A 17,764-nucleotide genomic window follows, 5' to 3' on the forward strand; every position below is an offset into this window, starting at 1 on the left:
GCTGCCGCTGTTTGTCCCACGTCAAAGACATCGGGCATTTGCCGAGCCTAAGAGGCGGCATGAACAAGAGCTTCCGTTCCGCCAAGGGTTTTGTCTCGCTTCAGGATTTTGCCGGCGCGCTGGAGCGTGACGGGGAGCTGAAACGCATCTCCCGTCCCGTCTCGCTGGTGCATGAGGTGACCGAAATCCACCGGCGCGTTCTGGCGGATGAGGGACCGGCCTTGCTGTTCGAGCGGCCGGTCGATGCTTCCGGGCGCGTCCACGACATCCCTCTGCTTGCCAATCTCTTTGGCACCGAGCGCCGGATCGAACGTGGTTTCGGTTTACGCACCGGCGGACTTGTCGAGCTTGCACGCGAGCTGGCCGAGCTGCGGGATCCGCGCGCCCCCGGGTCGCTGCGCGATGCCTGGGACCGGCTGCCGCTGTTGCGGTCTGCACTCTTCATGCGGCCGAAACATGTGGCGTCCGCACCTTGCCAGGACATCGTCTGGCGTGGTGCGGACCTCGACCTTGGCCGCTTGCCGATCCAATGGTGCTGGCCGGGCGAACCGGCACCGCTGATCACCTGGCCGCTGGTGATCACGCGCGCACCGGACGATCCGCTCGATGTCAATGTCGGCATCTATCGCATGCAGGTGCTGGGCCGGGACCGGGTGATCCTACGTTGGCTTGCCCATCGCGGTGGCGCCCGACACCATCGCCTGTGGCAGCGCCAGGGGCGCGACATGCCGGTTGCCGTGGCAATCGGCGCCGATCCCGCCACGATCCTTGCCTCCGTCATGCCGCTGCCGGAGGGGCTGAGCGAACTCAACTTCGCCGGACTGTTGCGGCGCAACCGAACGCAGCTCACGGCGGCTACGTCGGTGCCGCTGGCCGTTCCGGCAAATGCCGAGATCGTCCTCGAAGGAACGGTATCGGCGACTGAGACGGCCGAGGAAGGGCCCTATGGCGACCACACCGGCTACTACAATTCTGTCGAACCGTTTCCGGTCATGACACTTTCCGCCATCACCACGCGCCGTGCCCCCTATTATCTCTCCACCTATACCGGCCGGCCGCCGGACGAGCCTTCGCGGCTGGGCGAGGCGATGAACACGCTGTTCGTTCCGCTGGCCAAGAAGCAGTTCCCGGAGGTCACCGATCTCTGGTTGCCGCCGGAAGCCTGTTCCTATCGCGCCATGGTGGTGGCGATCGACAAGCGTTACCCCGGACAGGCGAAACGCCTGATGATGGGGCTTTGGTCGATGCTGCCGCAGTTCAGCTACACCAAGCTGATCATCGCGGTCGATCCGGATATCAATGTCCGCAATTGGCCCGATGTCATATGGGCGCTGGCCACGCGCTTCGATGCCAGCCGCGATGTCACCGTGATTGCCGACACGCCGATCGACTATCTCGATTTCGCGTCGCCGCGCTCCGGCCTCGGCGGCAAGCTCGGGCTGGATGCAACGACGAAGATCGGCTCGGAGACGGATCGGGAATGGGGGCGGGTGCTCGATATGACGCCGGATGTCGTCGAGCAGGTTGATACCATCTGGGCCGATCTTGGCCTTGGAGGCGGAGCGCGATGAGCAGGTTGAAAATTGTCGCCGGTGTGACCGGCGCATCCGGTGCCGCCATTCCTTTGCGCATCGCCGAACGGCTAGCTGAGATCGACGAGGTCGAGATGCATCTGGTGATGTCGCCGGCGGCGCATCGCACGCTTGCCCATGAGGTCGGAGCGCACGCGCTGCTGCGGCTTCTGGAAAAGGTTGATCGGACCTACGACCATGGCGATATCGGCGCGGCGATCGCCAGCGGCTCGTTTCCGACGGCCGGGATGATCGTGTCGCCCTGTTCCATGCGCACGCTTGCCGCGATCGCCAACGGGCTGGCCGACAATCTGCTTGTCCGGGCTGCGGACGTACACCTGAAAGAGCGTCGCCGTCTCGTCCTGATGACGCGCGAGACGCCGCTTCATCTGGGGCACCTGCGCAATATGTGCGCCGCCACGGAAATGGGCGCCATCATCATGCCGCCGGTGCCGGCCTTTTACCACCGGCCGGCAAGCGTCGAGGCGATCATCGACCATCTCGCCGCAAGGGCAATCGATCTGCTGGCGCTGCCGATCGCGCCGCTTGCAAGGGCCTGGCAGGGGGAGAAGATCAGTTGAACGGAAGGGCTTGCAGCAGCGGATCGGCATCGAACATCGCATAGTGGCCGCCTGCAAGCAGCCAGAGGGTGATTGCAGCGGTCGCGAAGGCCGACAGGATCATCACCGGATCCGCGCGAAACGGCGTCCGGCCCTTGAGGATCGCGACAAAGGGCCAGATGGAAGTGCGGCTGCTTGTGACGGACCAGCGTTCATTCAGGCGTCGCCGCGCTCGCTTCTCCACCATGAAGAACCCGCCCAGGGCGAAGAGCGCGAAACCACCGAAGAGCACCAGCGATCGTAGGTCGCCATTGGGCACGACATGAGCGATCGCCCACAACAGGAAACCCCACAGGACCGGATGACGTGTGATGGCGACGATTGCGCCTGTCTGATCGCGATTTTCGAAGATCGAGATCGACAGTGGGTTTTCGCTGAAGAGGCCCGCGAGCACGAAGAAAATGCCGAGCGGAGCCAGAATGAACGTTACCCAGGCCTGCCACGGCGCTGGATCCCAGATCGGCACGAAATCGAGCTGAAGCGCCGCATGAAAGACGAAACCCAGCGCAACCAGCGACAGCAGCGAGTAGGCAGCGAAATAGGTTCGGCGACCGAGCCGGTCGATCAGGCCCTGGCGCAGTGACGGCCAGGCCGGCACGAGATGGAGCAGCAGGAAGGCGGCAAAGGCGAGGAGGAAATAGGTCATGTCGAGGGTCTCATGCACAGGCTGCGAGCAGCAGGCGCTCCGTCGCCACGTGGCGGCGGACGGTTTCGAAGAAGGCCCGCAACATATAGCCGATCGCGTCCCAGCCTAGCGACGCCCGGTCATCCAACACAGCCTTCAGCACGCGCCCCAGCTCGGCGGCCGCCTGGTCATCGTGGTCGTGCTCGGCGCGTAGTCGTTCGATCAACGCGTCGCGATCTTTGGCTGTCCTTTGGTCTTCAACGGCTGGAAACAGGATTGACTCCTCGAGCGCATGGACCTGTTTGAGCCTTTCGGGCAGTTCCGCCAGAATCATGCGGCAGCTCGCACCGTCAATGCGATGTGGAATCGAGTCGGCGAGGGCTTCGAGGCGATCGCACAGGTCGAGAAGTCCGCGGTAGGCCTCGCCCAGTTCCTGGTGTCCGGTAAAGCGCTGTCGCATCGAACCTGCTCCATTGGGATGTTCCGCATCTGAACTACACCCGATGGCGACCGTCCTCTTTGACATTTCGCAAAGTCCCCGGCGCGACCGTTCGCCGCTCGCGGTGCTACGTCGTGAACGCATAAGGGGTCGCCGGATTCAACTTGATGTGGTCCAAAGCTCTTTGAAAGGAGCTTTGGATGGCGCGGTACGATCTGAGCGGGACGGAGTGGCGGCTGATTGAGCCGCTCGGGCTCAGAGTTTACGAGTCCAGAACCTGCGGGGGCACGGCCTTTGGGCCGGGTTCAACCCATCGTCGTCATTCACGGACGCGGGCTCATCCGCTCAAGCCATGCGGTGAGCCTTGATCTTTCTCGGACCAAACCATGCTGATTGAAGTGGTGAACACAGAAATGCGCCCATGACTCTTCGAACGCCATCTCCATATCCCCGGTGACCGAGGTCGTGCCTAGCCCGATCTCTGCATAGGTAAACTCGAAACTGCCGCTGGGACGCGCCATAGCAATGTGGAACGGTTGACCATTAAACTCATTGATCATCGGCCTGCCGCTGCTGCGCATGACACCGGGTATCTCTACTCTGGCGGTTCTGCGTTCCAAGTCCGCCTCAAGATGAATCGGCAGGAACAATGTCTCGCAAGATTCCGAGCATGTGGACGCGAATACGGAGAAAAGATTGCTCAATGGTTCGCCTGCCTCGCCTGAGATGATCGATTCAAGCGCGATCCGTTGAGCTTCATTCGCCCGCTCGTCGATAACGATCTGGCGCCGGCCGTTTCCGTCCTTGATTTCGCCGGGCCACTTGTAAAGTGCCGCCCAGTTCAGGCCTGCGATCGGCGTATCGTCGAAATGGCCTTCAACGATGTTGCCGACGAAAGCCGACTGACAATAGCCGTGGGTACTTGGCAAGTTGAACTGGCAACCACAATTCATGGCGCAATTGCAGTTATCGTAAGTCTCGCTCTTGAATAGCCATTGATCAGACATCCCTCCGATCCTCCCCTAATCCGTCGCGTTTTTTCTCTTCGAGAGGGCAGCGCCTGACGATGCGCGCTTCTATGTCGCGATCGTGGTTGCCTCATCCTCTCGCGTGGGCAGGCGCTAACCGACGAAGTCTGCGGCGAGAATGGCAGCACCCGACGCTCCATGCCCGCTTCGCTCACGGGACGTGCTCCTACTTTGGATGCGGAAGGATCGGAAGCTTACCAGTGTTGACATGTGGCTTCAATCGGGATGCTCGGACGTCCAGTTATGCGGAAGTGTCGCCCGCCGCGAAGGAGGCCGCTGGCGGCTCCAAAGTGGACACTGGCAAGCCGTCCGCGAGCGGGCTTACGAGTTCATGCCATACAGCAAATGGCCACGTGGCGGGACGGGTGTCTTACCGGTCGAGGAAGAGAACGATCGCGATCGCAACGGAGGACAGGATGGCCGATAGTGTCGCGCCGCGCTGCAGCACGCCCATGCGATACAGAGCAAGGGCGAACCCGACAATGATCGGGGTTGCGACGGAAAGGCCGATTTGAGCGTCTGTCATCGGAAAACTCCTGGAATGAGCTTGCTGCTATCAGCTCCGTTGCCCCGCCTCTTTGCGCAATCACAAAGACAAGGGACGCATGCCTGCGTAGCTGACGCCGGTTGCAGCAAAGGAGTTGGCGCATGGACGGGCACGCCCTTCCGGTTGTCGAGACAGAACAAACAGAAGAACATGCATCCGTAGACGATCTGCTGCTCTGGGTGCTCGTGTGGAGCGAACTTGCAGCCTTCGGCATCCTGCTCACTGGTTTTCTCGTGGTCGGCGTCATCCAGGCAGATGCGTTTGCCGCGGCCCGTTCACATCTCGATCCGCTGCTCGCGGGCATCAATACGCTCGTTCTCTTGACCAGCGGCTGGCAGGCGGCTTCGGCGGCGCGTCCGGCCGCTTCGACGCCCACGCGCCGGCGTGCGCTGGTTCTCGCTGCCCTTTTCGGTTTTGCCTTCGTCGTCATCAAGCTTTTCGAATATTCCACCGAGGTCGACGTCGCCGGGGTGCCGCAGTTCGGTGCCTTCTTCGAGCTCTATTTCCTCATCACCGGCTTCCATCTGCTGCACGTCGCCTTCGGCAGCGCCGTGCTGCTGCTGGTCGCCTGGCGCCCGAGCCCCGGAAACGTCGCGCTGATCACCACCCTCTGGCACGTCATCGACCTTGTCTGGATCGTGATGTTTCCGCTCGTCTATCTCGTGTGATCGCCATGACCCATCACAATGCGCGCCGACTTCAAAACACCTGGGCCGTTCTGGTCGCAATCGTGCTTTCGGGCGCGGTCATGATGATGTTCTGGGGCGGCACGACGGCAGTGACCGTGGCGTTGCTGTTGCTGGCGGTCATCAAATGCCGGCTTGTGGTTCTGGATTTCATGGGCCTGCGCCAGGGCCCGGCCGGTCAGCGGTTCGGCCTGCTGACCTGGCCCATCATCCTTGTGCTTCTGGCTCTGGCAAAGCTCGCGATCGGCGCGGCGCTATCCGCCTGAAACCACTCTTCCTCCTGTTTGCCAAAACGCAAAGAAGGCCTCTCGGAAATCCCTAGACATGGTCCGCGCCCCGATAGTTCGTCGGCGCCGCAGGTCGCGGCGCCAAGCGGGGAGGGGATCAGATCAGCCGGCCACGGTGTTCAAGGCCGGCCGAAGTCGAAAGGATCACGTGATGGCAGAACGCCTCACCAAGACCGGGGCCCGAAACGTCTTTTACGGCGGGTCCTTTTTCTTTTTTGCAATCTTTGTCGGGCTCACCGCCCACAGCCACTACTACATGCGCACTGTCTCGACGGATGAGTCGACCCTGACGGACGCGGTCGCCCGCGGCAAGCACGTCTGGGAGAAGAACGCCTGTATCAACTGCCACACGCTTCTCGGTGAAGGCGCCTATTTCGCGCCCGAGCTCGGCAATGTCTGGAAGCGCTGGGGCGGGGAGAGCGACCCGACAGGGGCACGCGAGACGCTGAAGGCCTGGATGGCCGCCCAGCCGAGCGGCATCGAAGGCCGACGCCAGATGCCGCAGTTCAACCTCACCGAACAGGAACTCAACGACCTCGCCGATTTCCTGGAGTGGACAAGCCGTATCAAGACCCAGGACTGGCCGCCGAACGAGGCCGGCTAGGGTGCCGCGCGTTCGGAGGAACGCGTGAACGACGCCCTAACTCTTTGAAACCAGAGCATCTTATCCGCCCTTCGGCGGGATGCTCTGCGCCGCGATTGGAGTGTGAAATCATGAAATACCAGACCCAGAAGGTCGCAATGCTCTATTTCTACGGAGCGATCGGCCTGTTCCTCGCCCAGGTGCTGTTCGGCGTGCTTGCCGGCACCATCTATGTCCTTCCCAATACCTTGTCCGAACTGCTGCCTTTCAACATCGTTCGCATGGTGCACACCAACGCCCTCATCGTCTGGCTGCTGATGGGCTTCATGGGCGCCACCTATTACCTCCTGCCGGAAGAGGCGGAGACCGAGCTTTACAGCACCAAGATCGCGATCGCCCAGTTCTGGATCTTCCTGATCGCGGCCGCCGTCGCCGTCGTCGGCTACCTCCTGCGCATCCACGAGGGGCGAGAGTTTCTCGAGCAACCCTTCGCAATCAAGGTCGGCATCGTCATCGTCGCGCTGATGTTCCTCTACAACATCACGCTGACGGTGCTCAAAGGCCGCAAGACCACCGTCACCAACATCCTGATCTTCGGGCTCTGGGGCGTTGCGATCTTCTTCCTCTTCGCCTTCTACAATCCGATCAATCTCGCGCTCGACAAGATGTACTGGTGGTACGTCGTGCACCTGTGGGTCGAAGGCGTCTGGGAATTGATCATGGCGTCGGTGCTCGCCTTCCTGATGATCAAGCTCAACGGCATCGACCGGGAAGTGGTCGAGAAATGGCTCTACGTCATCGTCGGCCTGGCCCTGTTCTCGGGCATCCTCGGCACCGGCCACCATTACTACTGGATCGGCGCGCCGGGCTACTGGCAGTGGATCGGGTCGCTGTTCTCGACGCTCGAGGTCGCGCCGTTCTTCACCATGGTGATCTTCACTTTCGTGATGACCTGGAAGGCCGGACGCAAGCACCCGAACAGAGCGGCGCTGCTGTGGTCGATCGGCTGCTCGGTGATGGCCTTCTTCGGCGCCGGCGTCTGGGGCTTCCTGCACACGCTGTCGTCGGTGAACTACTACACCCACGGTACCCAGGTGACTGCAGCGCACGGACACCTCGCCTTCTTCGGCGCCTATGTGATGCTCAACCTCGCGGTCATGGCCTATGCGATCCCCGAAATCCGCGGTCGGGCGCCCTACAACCAGATGCTTTCCATGGTCAGCTTCTGGATCATGTGCACGGCGATGTCGGTGATGACCTTCGCGCTCACCTTTGCCGGCGTGCTGCAGTCTCATCTGCAGCGTGTCCTGGGTGAGAGCTACATGGACGTCCAGGACCAGCTCGCGCTGTTCTACTGGATCCGCCTCGGCTCGGGCGTCTTCGTGCTGACCTCGGCGCTGATGTTCGTCTGGGCGATCCTCGTCCCCGGCCGGGAACGCAGCAAGACGCTGAGTGTATCGATGCAGCCTGCAGAATGAATGAACGCGCCGGTCCGGGTGCCCCGGACCGGCCATCTCCTCCCTCCTCTTTCACGGAGACATGCCATGAGCATTGTTCAACCAAGCCTGGTTCCGGTATCGATCGACATTCCCGCCTATAGCCCCTCGGGCAACGAGTGCGCGCTGTTCGAGAATGCCTGGGTCCGGCAATTGCCGCTCCTGCTCAAGGGCCCGACCGGCTGCGGCAAGACCCGTTTCGTCAGCCACATGGCGGCAAAGCTCGGCCTGCCGCTTTCCACCGTCTCCTGCCATGACGACCTGGCCGCAGCGGATCTGACCGGGCGCTACCTGTTGAAGGGCGGCGATACGGTCTGGGTCGACGGCCCCCTGACGCGCGCCGTGCGCGAGGGCGGGATCTGCTACCTCGACGAGATCGTCGAAGCACGCAAGGATGTGACCGTCGTGCTGCATCCGCTGACCGACGACCGCCGCATGTTGCCCCTGGAGCGGACCGGCGAACTGCTCGAAACACCTCCAGCGTTCATGCTGGTCGTCTCCTACAATCCCGGCTACCAGAACCTGCTCAAGTGCCTGAAGCCCAGCACGCGGCAACGTTTCGTCGCGATCGAGTTCGATTTCCTGCCACGGAACGAGGAGATCGAGGTGGTTTCGCGCGAGAGCGGGCTGGCCGCAAGCCAGGTGGCGCCGCTCGTCAATCTCGCGACACGGCTGCGCGCCCTCAAAGGGCATGACCTCGAGGAGGGTGTCTCGACCCGCCTGCTGGTCTATTGCGCCTGCCTGATCGATGCCGGAATGCCGGTCAAAGACGCGGTGCGGGCGGCGATGATCGAACCGCTGACCGATGAGCCGGACGTGCGGGCAGCACTTCTCGAAGTCGCCGCTTCCTTGATCGCCTGAGGATTGGGCCATGCTGGATTTCCTCGAACTGGAAGAAACCGTCGGGCGCGCCTGGCACCGTTTCATCGGCAATACCGGCACCTGGCGGCGTTATCCCGAACAGGCTGTCAAACTGGCCGATATGATGCCGATGCTGGCGATCTGCTTTCGAGGACACGGCGGCGAGACCGCGGTCCAGATCGTCCCGGCGCGCGGCCGCACGTCCGGCCACCGTCTGAAGTGGCGGCAGAAAATGGGGCTCGGCGAGGAAAAGCTCGTGCAGCCCGGCCGGGATCATGCCTCGTTGATGCTGCCCGGCGAGATCGACATTTTCCCAGACAGGAAACTCAACATCGATCTCTATTTCTGGCTGGTCGCCTATATGGCGACGATGCCGCTCGATCCGGCTGCAGAAACGGATCCCTTGCTGTCCGATCTGGCCTATCTGTCGCGGGCGCAGGAAACCGTGGCCGAGGTCTTCCAGCGGTTTCCGGGCATGCGCCACAAATACTGCCGCCTGGCCGAAGCCGTTCTCGTCGAGCGCCAGCGCGGCTCTCTCCCTTCGGTGGAGCAGCATGTCGAGAACCGTGTCCTGCGGTTGCTGCGCAAGGCGGCCAGCCAACCCGATACGACCTTGCCGGTCATCTTCCCGCATCGCGCTCCGCCGGGATATCTGCCGCTGCTGCCGGTGCCGCTGTGGCCGGATACTTTGCTGCGGCCGGAGACTGCGACAGCGCGCGATGACGATGTCGCGGCAACGGGTACGGCCTCCGGTCAGATCGCCGAGACCGAACGCCACATTGCGGTCAGGGAAGACCCGGAGAACCGCAAGGGCGATCGCAGCCCCTTCATCCTCAATCGCTTCGAGAAGATCCTGGCGATGGCCGAGATGGTCAATGTCGATCGACCATCCGACGACAGCGACGAACATGACAACAAGGCTGCGCAGGATCTTGACGAGATGACCTTGGGCGAACGGAAGGGCAGACCGTCTGCCCGCTTTCGCTTCGATCTCGACCTGCCGCCGGATGCCGTCGATCCGACGCCGCTGACATCAGAACTCACCTATCCCGAATGGAACTACAGGACGTCGAGTTATCTCAAAGATCATTGCCGGGTGCTGGCGGGCCCGGCATCTGGCGTGGAAGACCGGGCCCTGCTCACGCCGGAAACGAAAAGCCTGATCCGGCGGGTGCGGCGGCAGTTCGAAGTGCTGCGGCCACGCAACGAGATCCTGCGCGCGCAGATCGACGGCGCCGATCTCGATCTCGATGCGGTGGTGCGCGCCCGCACCGATCTGGCCGCCGGCGGCCAGGGGAGCGACCGCATCCATCTGATGAGCCGCCCGCAGGTTCACGACCTCGCCGTGACAATCCTGGTCGACGTCTCGCTTTCGACCGATGCCTGGTCCGATAATCGCCGCGTGCTCGATGTCGAAAAGGAGGCGCTGCTCATTCTCGCCCACGGCCTTTCGGCCTGCGGCGACAATCATTCGATCCTCACCTTCACCTCGCGGCGGCGCGACTGGGTGAAGGTGGAAAGCGTCAAGGCTTTCGACGAGCCGATGAGCCCGCTCGTTGAATCCCGCATCGGCGCCTTGAAGCCGGGATATTACACCCGCATCGGCGCCGCGATCCGCCATGCCACATCAGAGCTGCAGAAGCAGCCCAACCGCAAGAAGCTGCTGCTTGTCCTGACCGATGGTAAGCCGAACGACGTCGACCATTATGAAGGACGCTTCGCGCTGGAGGATAGCCGCAAGGCGGTCACGGAGGCACGCCGGAGCGGCTTCAGTGCTTTTGCCGTCACCGTCGACCGCGAGGCGCGGTCCTACGTACCTGCCATGTTCGGCCAGAACGGCTATGCCGTCGTCGGCAACATCGCCCGGCTGCCGGCGGCATTGCCGGCGATCTACCGGAGCCTTGCGGGATAGAACGATCAGATGAAACACGAAAATGCCCGGTCGCGACCGGGCATTTTCGTGTTTGGTATTGGCAGTGCTTCAGGCTGCCTTGCTGTGGGTGCGTTGCGCGTCGTCGATATAGGCATCGAAAGCGGCTGCCACGGCGCGGATCACGAAGCGATGATCCTGCCTTACCGTTATGACGCCATCGGCGATATCCAGCAGATGGTCGTCGGCCATCCTTGCCAGACGCTCATTGCCGCCGAGAAGGAAATCCGGATCCCGTCCGTGTGCAGTGGCGATTGCCTTGATGTCGGCCGTGAAATCGCACATCAGCCTTTCGATGATCGCGGCACGCAGGCGATCCTCGTCGGTCAAACGATAGCCCTTCGTCGTTGCCAGTCGGCCGGATGCGATATGGCTTGCATAAAGCCCGGGAGGCACTTCGTTCTGCACATAGCCGTCTTGTGAGCGGCCGATCGCCGAGGCGCCGAAACCGATCAGCGTTTCGCAATTGTCCGTCGTATAGCCCTGAAAGTTCCGCCGAAGCATGCCGGAGGACTGCGCATGCACGAGATCGTCGTCGGGCAGGGCGAAGTGGTCGAGCCCGATCTGGCGGTAACCGGCTTCGCAAAGCGCTTCGCTGATGGCGAGCGCCTGGTCGGTGCGGGCGGAAGCGTCGGGCAGCACGTTCTCGTCGATCATGTGCTGGTGTTTCTTGAACGACGGCACATGCGCGTAACCGAACACCGCGAAGCGTTCCGGCCGCATTGCCGTGGCGGCCTTGACCGTCTCGACGCAGGAGCGAACCGTCTGGTGCGGCAATCCATAGATCAGGTCGAAATTGATTCCGGTGACACCGGCTTTGCGAAGATGCGCCACCGCATCCGCAGTCTGCCGTTCGCTCTGAATGCGGTTGATGGCCTTCTGGACGACCGGGTCGAAGCTCTGAACGCCGAGGCTGGCCCGTCTCACCCCACCGGCGCCGAGCGCTTGCGCCATGGCGGCGGTCAGGCGCCGCGGATCGATTTCGACCGCCACGCTCGTCTTGGGACCAAACCGATAGCGCTCGCGCAGGAGCGCGATCAACGCCAGGAATTCTTCCGGCTCGATGATCGTCGGCGTCCCGCCACCGAAATGAACCTCGCCGACCGGCAGTGGTCCCGATACATGATCGGCCACCATGTTGATCTCCTGCTTGAGCACGTTGAGGTAATCGAGGATCGGTTCGTCCTGTCGGGTGATCGTGGTGTGACACCCGCAATACCAGCACATCGAGCGGCAGAAGGGGATGTGCAGGTAGAGTGACACATCCCGGTCCGTTGGGATCGCGCCCAGCCAGTCGGCGTAGATCTCGCGACCGACGCCGGCGCAAAAGCGCGGCGCGGTCGGGTAGCTGGTGTAACGCGGCAGGCGCATCTCGGCATAGTTCATAAGGGCGGTGGGCTGCATGGCTCTTCCTATCGGCGTGTCGAAACAATCGATCCGTTTCTAGGCCGGATGCACACCGTCGTTCTTTGCGAAAAGCCAAGCAGGCGAGCAACAAGGGGCAAAGCGGGATTTGTTTGCGCTTCGACAAAATGTCGCGTTGCGGCCGACACTAGGCTTTGCATATCCGGGCCGTTTGCGTCGGCGTTTCCCGGGAACTGAGGCAACAACGACGCCCTGAACGGACAGAGATGACAACTGCAGAAACGGAAACGAAGCCCTTCATCGACGTGCGCACGATCCCGCCGGTGGAGCGCCATCCGAAGATTTTCGGCATGCTCAATGCGCTGGCCGAGGGTGGCTCCTTCATCATCGTCAACGACCACGATCCGCGCCCGCTGCACTATCAGTTGGAGAGCCGTCATCCCGGTGAATTCACCTGGGACTATCTGGAACAGGGACCGGACGTCTGGCGGGTGGAGATCGGCCGGCAACAGGCCTCCGGCTGCGACTGCTGCTGCGGCAGCAGCAGCGGCCACTGAGAAGAATGCCCCCGGCTAGAGCGCTTCCGGTTCAGGCGGAACCGCAGAAGCGCTCTATCTCTTTGTTTATACGCATTTCCTGACGGAAAGCCGCTTCACACTTTTCCTGGAAATGCTGTCGTCAGGATGAACCGCGATGTTCGGAGCCACGCTTTCCCGCTGGACGATGTCCTATTTCGCGGCCGCGCTGATCTTTCTTGCCATCGGCGAGATGATGATGGTCTTCGGCTTCGGATATCCGGGTTCATCCATCGAAGCCCCTGAGACGCTGGCGCTCGTTCACACCATTGCGCTTGGCTGGCTCAGCCTGCTGATGGCGGGAGCCCTGTTGCAGTTCGTGCCGGTCCTCGTTGGCCGGCCGCTTTCGCTGTCGCACCTGGCTTTTCCGGCCCTGGTGCTGCTGGTGGTCGGCATAACCAGCCTTGTCCTTGGCTTTATCGGCCTTGCCGGTGCCGACAACCTGTCGCCGCTCCTCCTGCCCTTCGGCGCGACCGTGACGATCGCCGGATTCGGTCTGCTCATCATCGTGTTCGCCGCTACCCTATGGCGCGCTCGACCGTTGCCGCTGCCTGCGCGGTTCGTCGCCGTCGGTCTCGGCACCCTTGTCATGACCATTTCCCTTGGCGGTACCTATGCATTTGTCCTTGCCGGGCTTGCTGATGCGCCGGGCGCCATCGATCTGACGCTTGAAGGCGTTTCACTTCATGCCGTGCTGGGACTGGGCGGCTGGCTGAGCTTTACGACCATGGGAGTCAGCTACCGGCTTTTGACCATGTTCATGCTGTCGCCCGATCGGGAGCGGCTTAGCAGCAGGGTTGTCTGGGTACTCGGCGCCGCTGCTCTCGTCATGGTCGCCTGCGTCGTGCCGATGATCCTCTCCGGCTTAGCCGGGAAAGCGGCAGTGCTTTTCATCGCCGCGCTGGCCGGTGTGATCGCCATCGGAATTTACATGGCCGACATCGTGCGGATCTACCGTGAACGCAAACGCAAGCACATCGAACTGAACAGCCGGGCCGGCATCGGCGCTTTTTCGGCGCTGACTGTCGCGACCTTATTCTTCCTGGTTTTGGCTGCGGTCGGCCAGATCGAAAGCGGCCTGGGTCCGCTGGTCTATCTCGTCACATTCGGCTGGCTGACCGGTATGGGACTGGCACAGCTCTACAAGATCGTTCCCTTCATCACCTGGCTCGAATGTTACGGCCCGCTGCTCGGGCGCATGCCGACGCCGCGGGTTCAGGATCTGGTCGTCGAGGCGCGCGCCGCTCACTGGTTCCGGCTCTTTTACTTCACCGTGATCGTGGCTTCGATAGCGCTGTCTTTCGACAAGGCACTGCTGTTTCGGGCGAGCAGCCTTGGCCAGTTGATTGCGGTCAATGCGTTGCTTTGGGAATTCGCGGCAACACGACGGCTCAGCAACGTGCCCGACAATCTTCGGCTTTCTGGCGGCTTCGCCCATCCACACCTTATCTTCCCACCGTTCCAGTCACGGAGACAACCATGACAAAAGATCCCTACGAGCTAGACGTCAGGCCACTTCTGCGAGGCGGCAACGATCCGTTCCAGGCCATCATGAGCGCCGTCGACGGCCTGGCACCCGGGCAACCGCTCAAGCTGATTGCGACGTTCAGGCCGGTGCCCCTCTTCAGCGTCATGGCCGGCCGCGGCTTTGCCCATCAGGACCAACCGCTCGCCGACGGTGATTGGGAGGTACTGTTCACGCCAGAGGGACAGGTGGACGGAATACGGGTCTCGGCCGGCGACACAGATCTGGATGCCTGGCCGGACCCTGCCCGCCAGCTCGACCTGACGGATCTGGACCCTCCCGAACCGATGGTGCGCATCCTCGCCGTGGTGGAAAAGATGCAGGCCGGCGAGGTGCTCTTCGCCTTGCTCGCGCGCGAGCCGCTGTTTCTCTATCCCGAGCTTGCCAAGCGCGGCCACAAATGGGCCGGCAATTTCGACGCGGCCGGCGAGACCTATCGCATCCTGATCCGCGTCGGTGGACGCAAGGGGCACGAAAATGCAGCCGACTGAAAGTGATGAACTGGTCGAAAGCATCCGCGCCGCCCTGCGGATGATCGTCGATCCGGAAATGGGCTCCAACGTCGTCGACCTCGGACTGATCTACGACATTTCCGTCCAGGACGGCGGTCTTGTCCGGGTGACGATGACGACGACGATAAAGGCCTGCCCGGCGACGGCCTTTCTCAAGGAGGCGGTGCAGAACTGCGTCTGGTACGTGCCGGGCGTCGAATATGCCGAGGTGCGGCTGACCTATGAGCCGCCGTGGACCCCGGAGATGATGCTCGACGCAGCCGTAGCGCGGTAATTGGATAACGCCTTATGAAGGTTGCCGCAGATGCGGCAACCTTCATTCTTTCTTGCAGGATGAATTAGCCGGTACGGCCGCTAGGCGGCCCCACGTGGCGAGCGCCGATCGCGAACCAGCATCGGACCGTATTCGATGCAGAACAGCGCAAAGGCAGCGATCCAGAGCGCTCCCGACAGCGCGATCAGATGATGATAGTGAACCGGCAGGATTTCGGCGAAGGGGCGCGCCAGCGCCGCGCCGATAATGGCGATGTAGGACGCGCAGCTGAGGTTCGATGCGGCCAGCGGCCTGCCAGTGTGCCCTCGGCTTGCGCGCGTCATGACGGCCAGCATCATCGAGGCCATGACACCCACGGTCATCACATGCATGACGGGATACCCGTCGAGGGCGCCGACGGCACCTACCGCAACCGCGGCGAAGCCGAGCGGAACGAAGGCATAGGCCGCGTGCAGGATGAATACGATCTTGTCCGGCCAGGTGGTCCAGCCACGCCAGCGGACAAGCCGTGCGGCCTGCAGCAACGAGGCTGCGGCTGCGATGGCGGCCGTGACGATTTGCTGTGGTGCGAAGGTCCAGCAGGTGAGGGCCGCCACGCCGACGAGAATGCTCGCAGTATCGAAGCGATTATAAGGAACCGGAAAGTCGGTCCGGCCGAATTTGTTCAGCCAGTTGCGGGTGAAACTCGGCAGAATTCTGCCGCCGACAATCATGATCAACATGACATAGGCGCCGATCGCCAGCCGTGCTGCCGCATCGACGTCGAGTTGCCGGACGACGGAGATGTGGAACCACGCATTGGCGGCCGAAAGGAGGACCAATCCGCCGACGACCTTCAGATCCTTCCACTTCCGCCCGACGATGACTTCGCGCGCGCAGATCGTGAGCAATGCCGGCATGAACGCGGCTTCGATGATGACCGCCGGTGTCAGTCCGATCACATCCGTTGCCAGCAGCGCCAGCCGCCCGGCAACCCACAGAGCGAACAGGTAGGCCAGCGGCCTTCCGGAAACGGGCAGTCTTCCCGTCCAGTTCGGAACCGCAGTCAAAAGGAAGCCCGCGAGCACGGCCGATGAAAACCCGAAGAGCATCTCGTGCGCGTGCCAATGGGCAGGGTCATAATCGCCGGCGATGTCGATGCCCCTGACAAGGGCTGCGATCCATGCGGCCATGGCGAAGATCGCCCAGAGGCTGGCTCCGAGGAAAAACGGCCTGAAGCCATAGGAGAAGAGAACGGGGCCAGTGGTGGCGAGCCCACGCGGGATTCCGCCGCGGGGTCGTGGTTTTCTAAGTAGATTAAGCATTGTTCGATCCTGTTCTTTCGTCCAGCGGACTTCTGGATAGGACCGATTTATCCGTGGCCCGCCGAGGCCTCTTTGCGAAAACGCAATTATAGAGCCCGGCTATTGCCGCCTCGCATGAAGATTTGCAGAAAAACATCCACTTCCCGGGCCGATTTGTTCCAAGACAAAGACGTCATTCGCTCTCGGTTCTACTTGAGACATGACTGCTGGAAAACCGGTGGTCAAAACCTGAGGTGAGCCCGCCAGGGACGGCAGAGGACACCGTAACACGTTGAATATCGGGATGATTTTCGGACGGCCATTCCGGTCGCGCGGTCATGCCCAAGGAGAGCAATGATGACAGAACAGCTGCAGATGACTCGCCGGACGATTCTGGCCGGCGCCGCCTTCGCTGGCGCGCTGACGCCGATCCTGACGGCGACCTCGACCCAGGCCGCAACGGCCGCCGCTCCCGCGGCTACGGGCGCGGCACCGGTCGACATTGCGACACTGGAGCGGGTCAAGGTCGACCTGGTCGCGCCGCCCTTCGTTCATGCTCACGATCAGGTCGCCAAGACCGGTCCGCGCGTGGTCGAATTCACCATGACCATCGAAGAAAAGAAGCTGGTGATCGATGGCGAAGGCGCCGAGGTGCACGCCATGACCTTCAACGGCTCGGTTCCCGGTCCGCTGATGGTCGTCCACGAGAACGACTACGTCGAACTCAGATTGATCAACCCCGCCACCAACACGCTGCTGCACAATATCGACTTTCACGCAGCAACGGGGGCCCTGGGCGGTGGCGCCCTGACGCAGGTCAATCCCGGCGAAGAGACGACATTGCGCTTCAAGGCCACAAAGGCCGGCGTCTTCGTCTACCATTGCGCGCCGGAAGGCATGGTGCCCTGGCACGTCACCTCGGGCATGAACGGCGCCATCATGGTACTGCCGCGCGACGGGCTGAAGGACGAGAAGGGACAGCCGCTGACCTATGACAAGGTCTACTACGTGGGCGAGCAGGACTTCTACATCCCGCGCGACGAGGCCGGCAACTACAAGAAATACGAAACGCCCGGCGACGCCTACGAGGACACCGTCAAGGCCATGCGCACGCTGACGCCGACGCACGTCGTCTTCAATGGCGCGGTCGGAGCGCTGACCGGTGAGAGGGCGTTGACGGCGGCCGTGGGCGAGCATGTGCTCGTCATCCATTCGCAGGCAAACCGCGATACGCGGCCACACCTGATCGGTGGACACGGTGACTATGTCTGGGCGACCGGCAAGTTCCGCAACCCGCCGGAACTCGACCAGGAAACCTGGTTCATTCCGGGCGGCACCGCCGGTGCGGCTTTCTACACATTCCGACAGCCGGGTGTTTACGCCTACGTCAACCACAACCTGATCGAAGCTTTTGAGCTGGGCGCGGCGGGACACTTCAAGGTCACCGGCGAGTGGAACGACGATCTGATGACCTCGGTCGTCAAGCCGGCGTCGATGTAACCCAGGCATGGCAATCGGCTACGCCGCCCGGGGAAATCCTCGGGCGGCGACAGGAGC

19 protein-coding genes are annotated in these 17,764 nt (G+C 62.3%); 13 read left to right on the forward strand and 6 right to left on the reverse strand.

The window, feature by feature from the left end; genetic code table 11:
- Positions 1–59: 59 nt before the first annotated feature.
- Both BC363_RS10875 and BC363_RS10880 read left to right on the forward strand, forming a co-directional pair.
- The gene (locus BC363_RS10875; protein WP_065781698.1) at positions 60–1,571 is read left to right on the forward strand and encodes a UbiD family decarboxylase; all 1,512 of its coding nucleotides are present in this window, start codon (positions 60–62) and stop codon (positions 1,569–1,571) included.
- Entirely contained in the window at positions 1,568–2,152 is a 585-nt protein-coding gene (locus BC363_RS10880; RefSeq protein ID WP_065781697.1) for a UbiX family flavin prenyltransferase, read from the forward strand. The genes BC363_RS10875 and BC363_RS10880 overlap by 4 nt, the downstream gene beginning before the upstream one ends.
- Here the strand turns inward: BC363_RS10880 and BC363_RS10885 are convergent.
- The 4 genes from BC363_RS10885 to BC363_RS35400 all read right to left on the reverse strand — a co-directional run bounded on the left by BC363_RS10885 (position 2,145) and on the right by BC363_RS35400 (position 4,809).
- On the reverse strand, positions 2,145–2,837 hold the full coding sequence (locus BC363_RS10885) for an NnrU family protein (protein WP_065781696.1): 693 nt from the start codon (positions 2,835–2,837) through the stop codon (positions 2,145–2,147). The two genes, BC363_RS10880 and BC363_RS10885, sit on opposite strands and share 8 nt — an antisense overlap.
- Positions 2,838–2,847: 10 nt before the next feature.
- On the reverse strand, positions 2,848–3,276 hold the full coding sequence (locus BC363_RS10890; protein WP_065781695.1) for a hemerythrin domain-containing protein: 429 nt from the start codon (positions 3,274–3,276) through the stop codon (positions 2,848–2,850).
- 302 nt (positions 3,277–3,578) lie between these two features.
- Positions 3,579–4,262, reverse strand: coding sequence for a DUF1326 domain-containing protein (locus BC363_RS10895; RefSeq protein WP_065781694.1), 684 nt, complete (start codon positions 4,260–4,262; stop codon positions 3,579–3,581).
- A 391-nt stretch (positions 4,263–4,653) separates the two neighbouring features.
- Positions 4,654–4,809: a hypothetical protein gene (locus BC363_RS35400; RefSeq protein WP_167590811.1), complete on the reverse strand. Its 156-nt coding sequence runs from the start codon at positions 4,807–4,809 to the stop codon at positions 4,654–4,656.
- A gap of 122 nt (positions 4,810–4,931) precedes the next feature.
- On the opposite strand from BC363_RS35400, the gene BC363_RS10900 reads away from it, so the two are divergent.
- The 6 genes from BC363_RS10900 to BC363_RS10925 all read left to right on the forward strand — a co-directional run bounded on the left by BC363_RS10900 (position 4,932) and on the right by BC363_RS10925 (position 10,655).
- The gene (locus BC363_RS10900; RefSeq protein ID WP_065781693.1) at positions 4,932–5,498 is read left to right on the forward strand and encodes a cytochrome c oxidase subunit 3; all 567 of its coding nucleotides are present in this window, start codon (positions 4,932–4,934) and stop codon (positions 5,496–5,498) included.
- Between the two features lie 5 nt (positions 5,499–5,503).
- Entirely contained in the window at positions 5,504–5,782 is a 279-nt protein-coding gene (locus BC363_RS10905) for a cytochrome C oxidase subunit IV family protein (RefSeq protein ID WP_065781838.1), read from the forward strand.
- A 172-nt stretch (positions 5,783–5,954) separates the two neighbouring features.
- The gene (locus BC363_RS10910) at positions 5,955–6,407 is read left to right on the forward strand and encodes a cytochrome c (protein WP_065781692.1); all 453 of its coding nucleotides are present in this window, start codon (positions 5,955–5,957) and stop codon (positions 6,405–6,407) included.
- A 110-nt stretch (positions 6,408–6,517) separates the two neighbouring features.
- Positions 6,518–7,864: a nitric-oxide reductase large subunit gene (locus tag BC363_RS10915; RefSeq protein ID WP_065781691.1), complete on the forward strand. Its 1,347-nt coding sequence runs from the start codon at positions 6,518–6,520 to the stop codon at positions 7,862–7,864.
- Between the two features lie 66 nt (positions 7,865–7,930).
- The gene (locus tag BC363_RS10920; protein ID WP_065781690.1) at positions 7,931–8,743 is read left to right on the forward strand and encodes a CbbQ/NirQ/NorQ/GpvN family protein; all 813 of its coding nucleotides are present in this window, start codon (positions 7,931–7,933) and stop codon (positions 8,741–8,743) included.
- A 10-nt stretch (positions 8,744–8,753) separates the two neighbouring features.
- Entirely contained in the window at positions 8,754–10,655 is a 1,902-nt protein-coding gene (locus BC363_RS10925) for a nitric oxide reductase activation protein NorD (RefSeq protein ID WP_065781689.1), read from the forward strand.
- A gap of 69 nt (positions 10,656–10,724) precedes the next feature.
- On the opposite strand, the gene hemN is transcribed toward BC363_RS10925, so the two are convergent.
- Positions 10,725–12,077 (reverse strand): oxygen-independent coproporphyrinogen III oxidase, encoded by a 1,353-nt coding sequence (gene hemN / locus BC363_RS10930; RefSeq protein WP_065781688.1) that lies wholly within the window; start codon positions 12,075–12,077, stop codon positions 10,725–10,727.
- A 227-nt stretch (positions 12,078–12,304) separates the two neighbouring features.
- On the opposite strand from hemN, the gene BC363_RS10935 reads away from it, so the two are divergent.
- The 4 genes from BC363_RS10935 (at position 12,305) to BC363_RS10950 (ending at position 14,924) form a co-directional block, all read left to right on the forward strand.
- A complete protein-coding gene (locus BC363_RS10935) occupies positions 12,305–12,595 on the forward strand; it encodes a DUF2249 domain-containing protein (protein ID WP_065781687.1) in 291 nt (96 codons plus the stop codon).
- 136 nt (positions 12,596–12,731) lie between these two features.
- Entirely contained in the window at positions 12,732–14,096 is a 1,365-nt protein-coding gene (locus tag BC363_RS10940) for a hypothetical protein (protein WP_065781686.1), read from the forward strand.
- On the forward strand, positions 14,093–14,629 hold the full coding sequence (locus tag BC363_RS10945) for a DUF2249 domain-containing protein (protein WP_065781685.1): 537 nt from the start codon (positions 14,093–14,095) through the stop codon (positions 14,627–14,629). The genes BC363_RS10940 and BC363_RS10945 overlap by 4 nt, the downstream gene beginning before the upstream one ends.
- Entirely contained in the window at positions 14,616–14,924 is a 309-nt protein-coding gene (locus tag BC363_RS10950) for a metal-sulfur cluster assembly factor (protein WP_065781684.1), read from the forward strand. The genes BC363_RS10945 and BC363_RS10950 overlap by 14 nt, the downstream gene beginning before the upstream one ends.
- Positions 14,925–15,004: 80 nt before the next feature.
- Here the strand turns inward: BC363_RS10950 and BC363_RS10955 are convergent, their stop codons facing one another.
- Positions 15,005–16,228, reverse strand: a complete 1,224-nt coding sequence (locus BC363_RS10955; RefSeq protein ID WP_065781683.1) for an NnrS family protein — start codon at positions 16,226–16,228, stop codon at positions 15,005–15,007.
- A 336-nt stretch (positions 16,229–16,564) separates the two neighbouring features.
- Here BC363_RS10955 and nirK point away from each other — a divergent pair, with 336 nt between their 5' ends.
- The gene (gene nirK, locus BC363_RS10960) at positions 16,565–17,707 is read left to right on the forward strand and encodes a copper-containing nitrite reductase (protein WP_065781682.1); all 1,143 of its coding nucleotides are present in this window, start codon (positions 16,565–16,567) and stop codon (positions 17,705–17,707) included.
- Positions 17,708–17,764: the final 57 nt, after the last annotated feature.

Origin of the sequence: Ensifer sp. LC384 (assembly GCF_001695865.1) — a bacterium.
In the GTDB taxonomy this organism is placed as follows: domain Bacteria; phylum Pseudomonadota; class Alphaproteobacteria; order Rhizobiales; family Rhizobiaceae; genus Ensifer.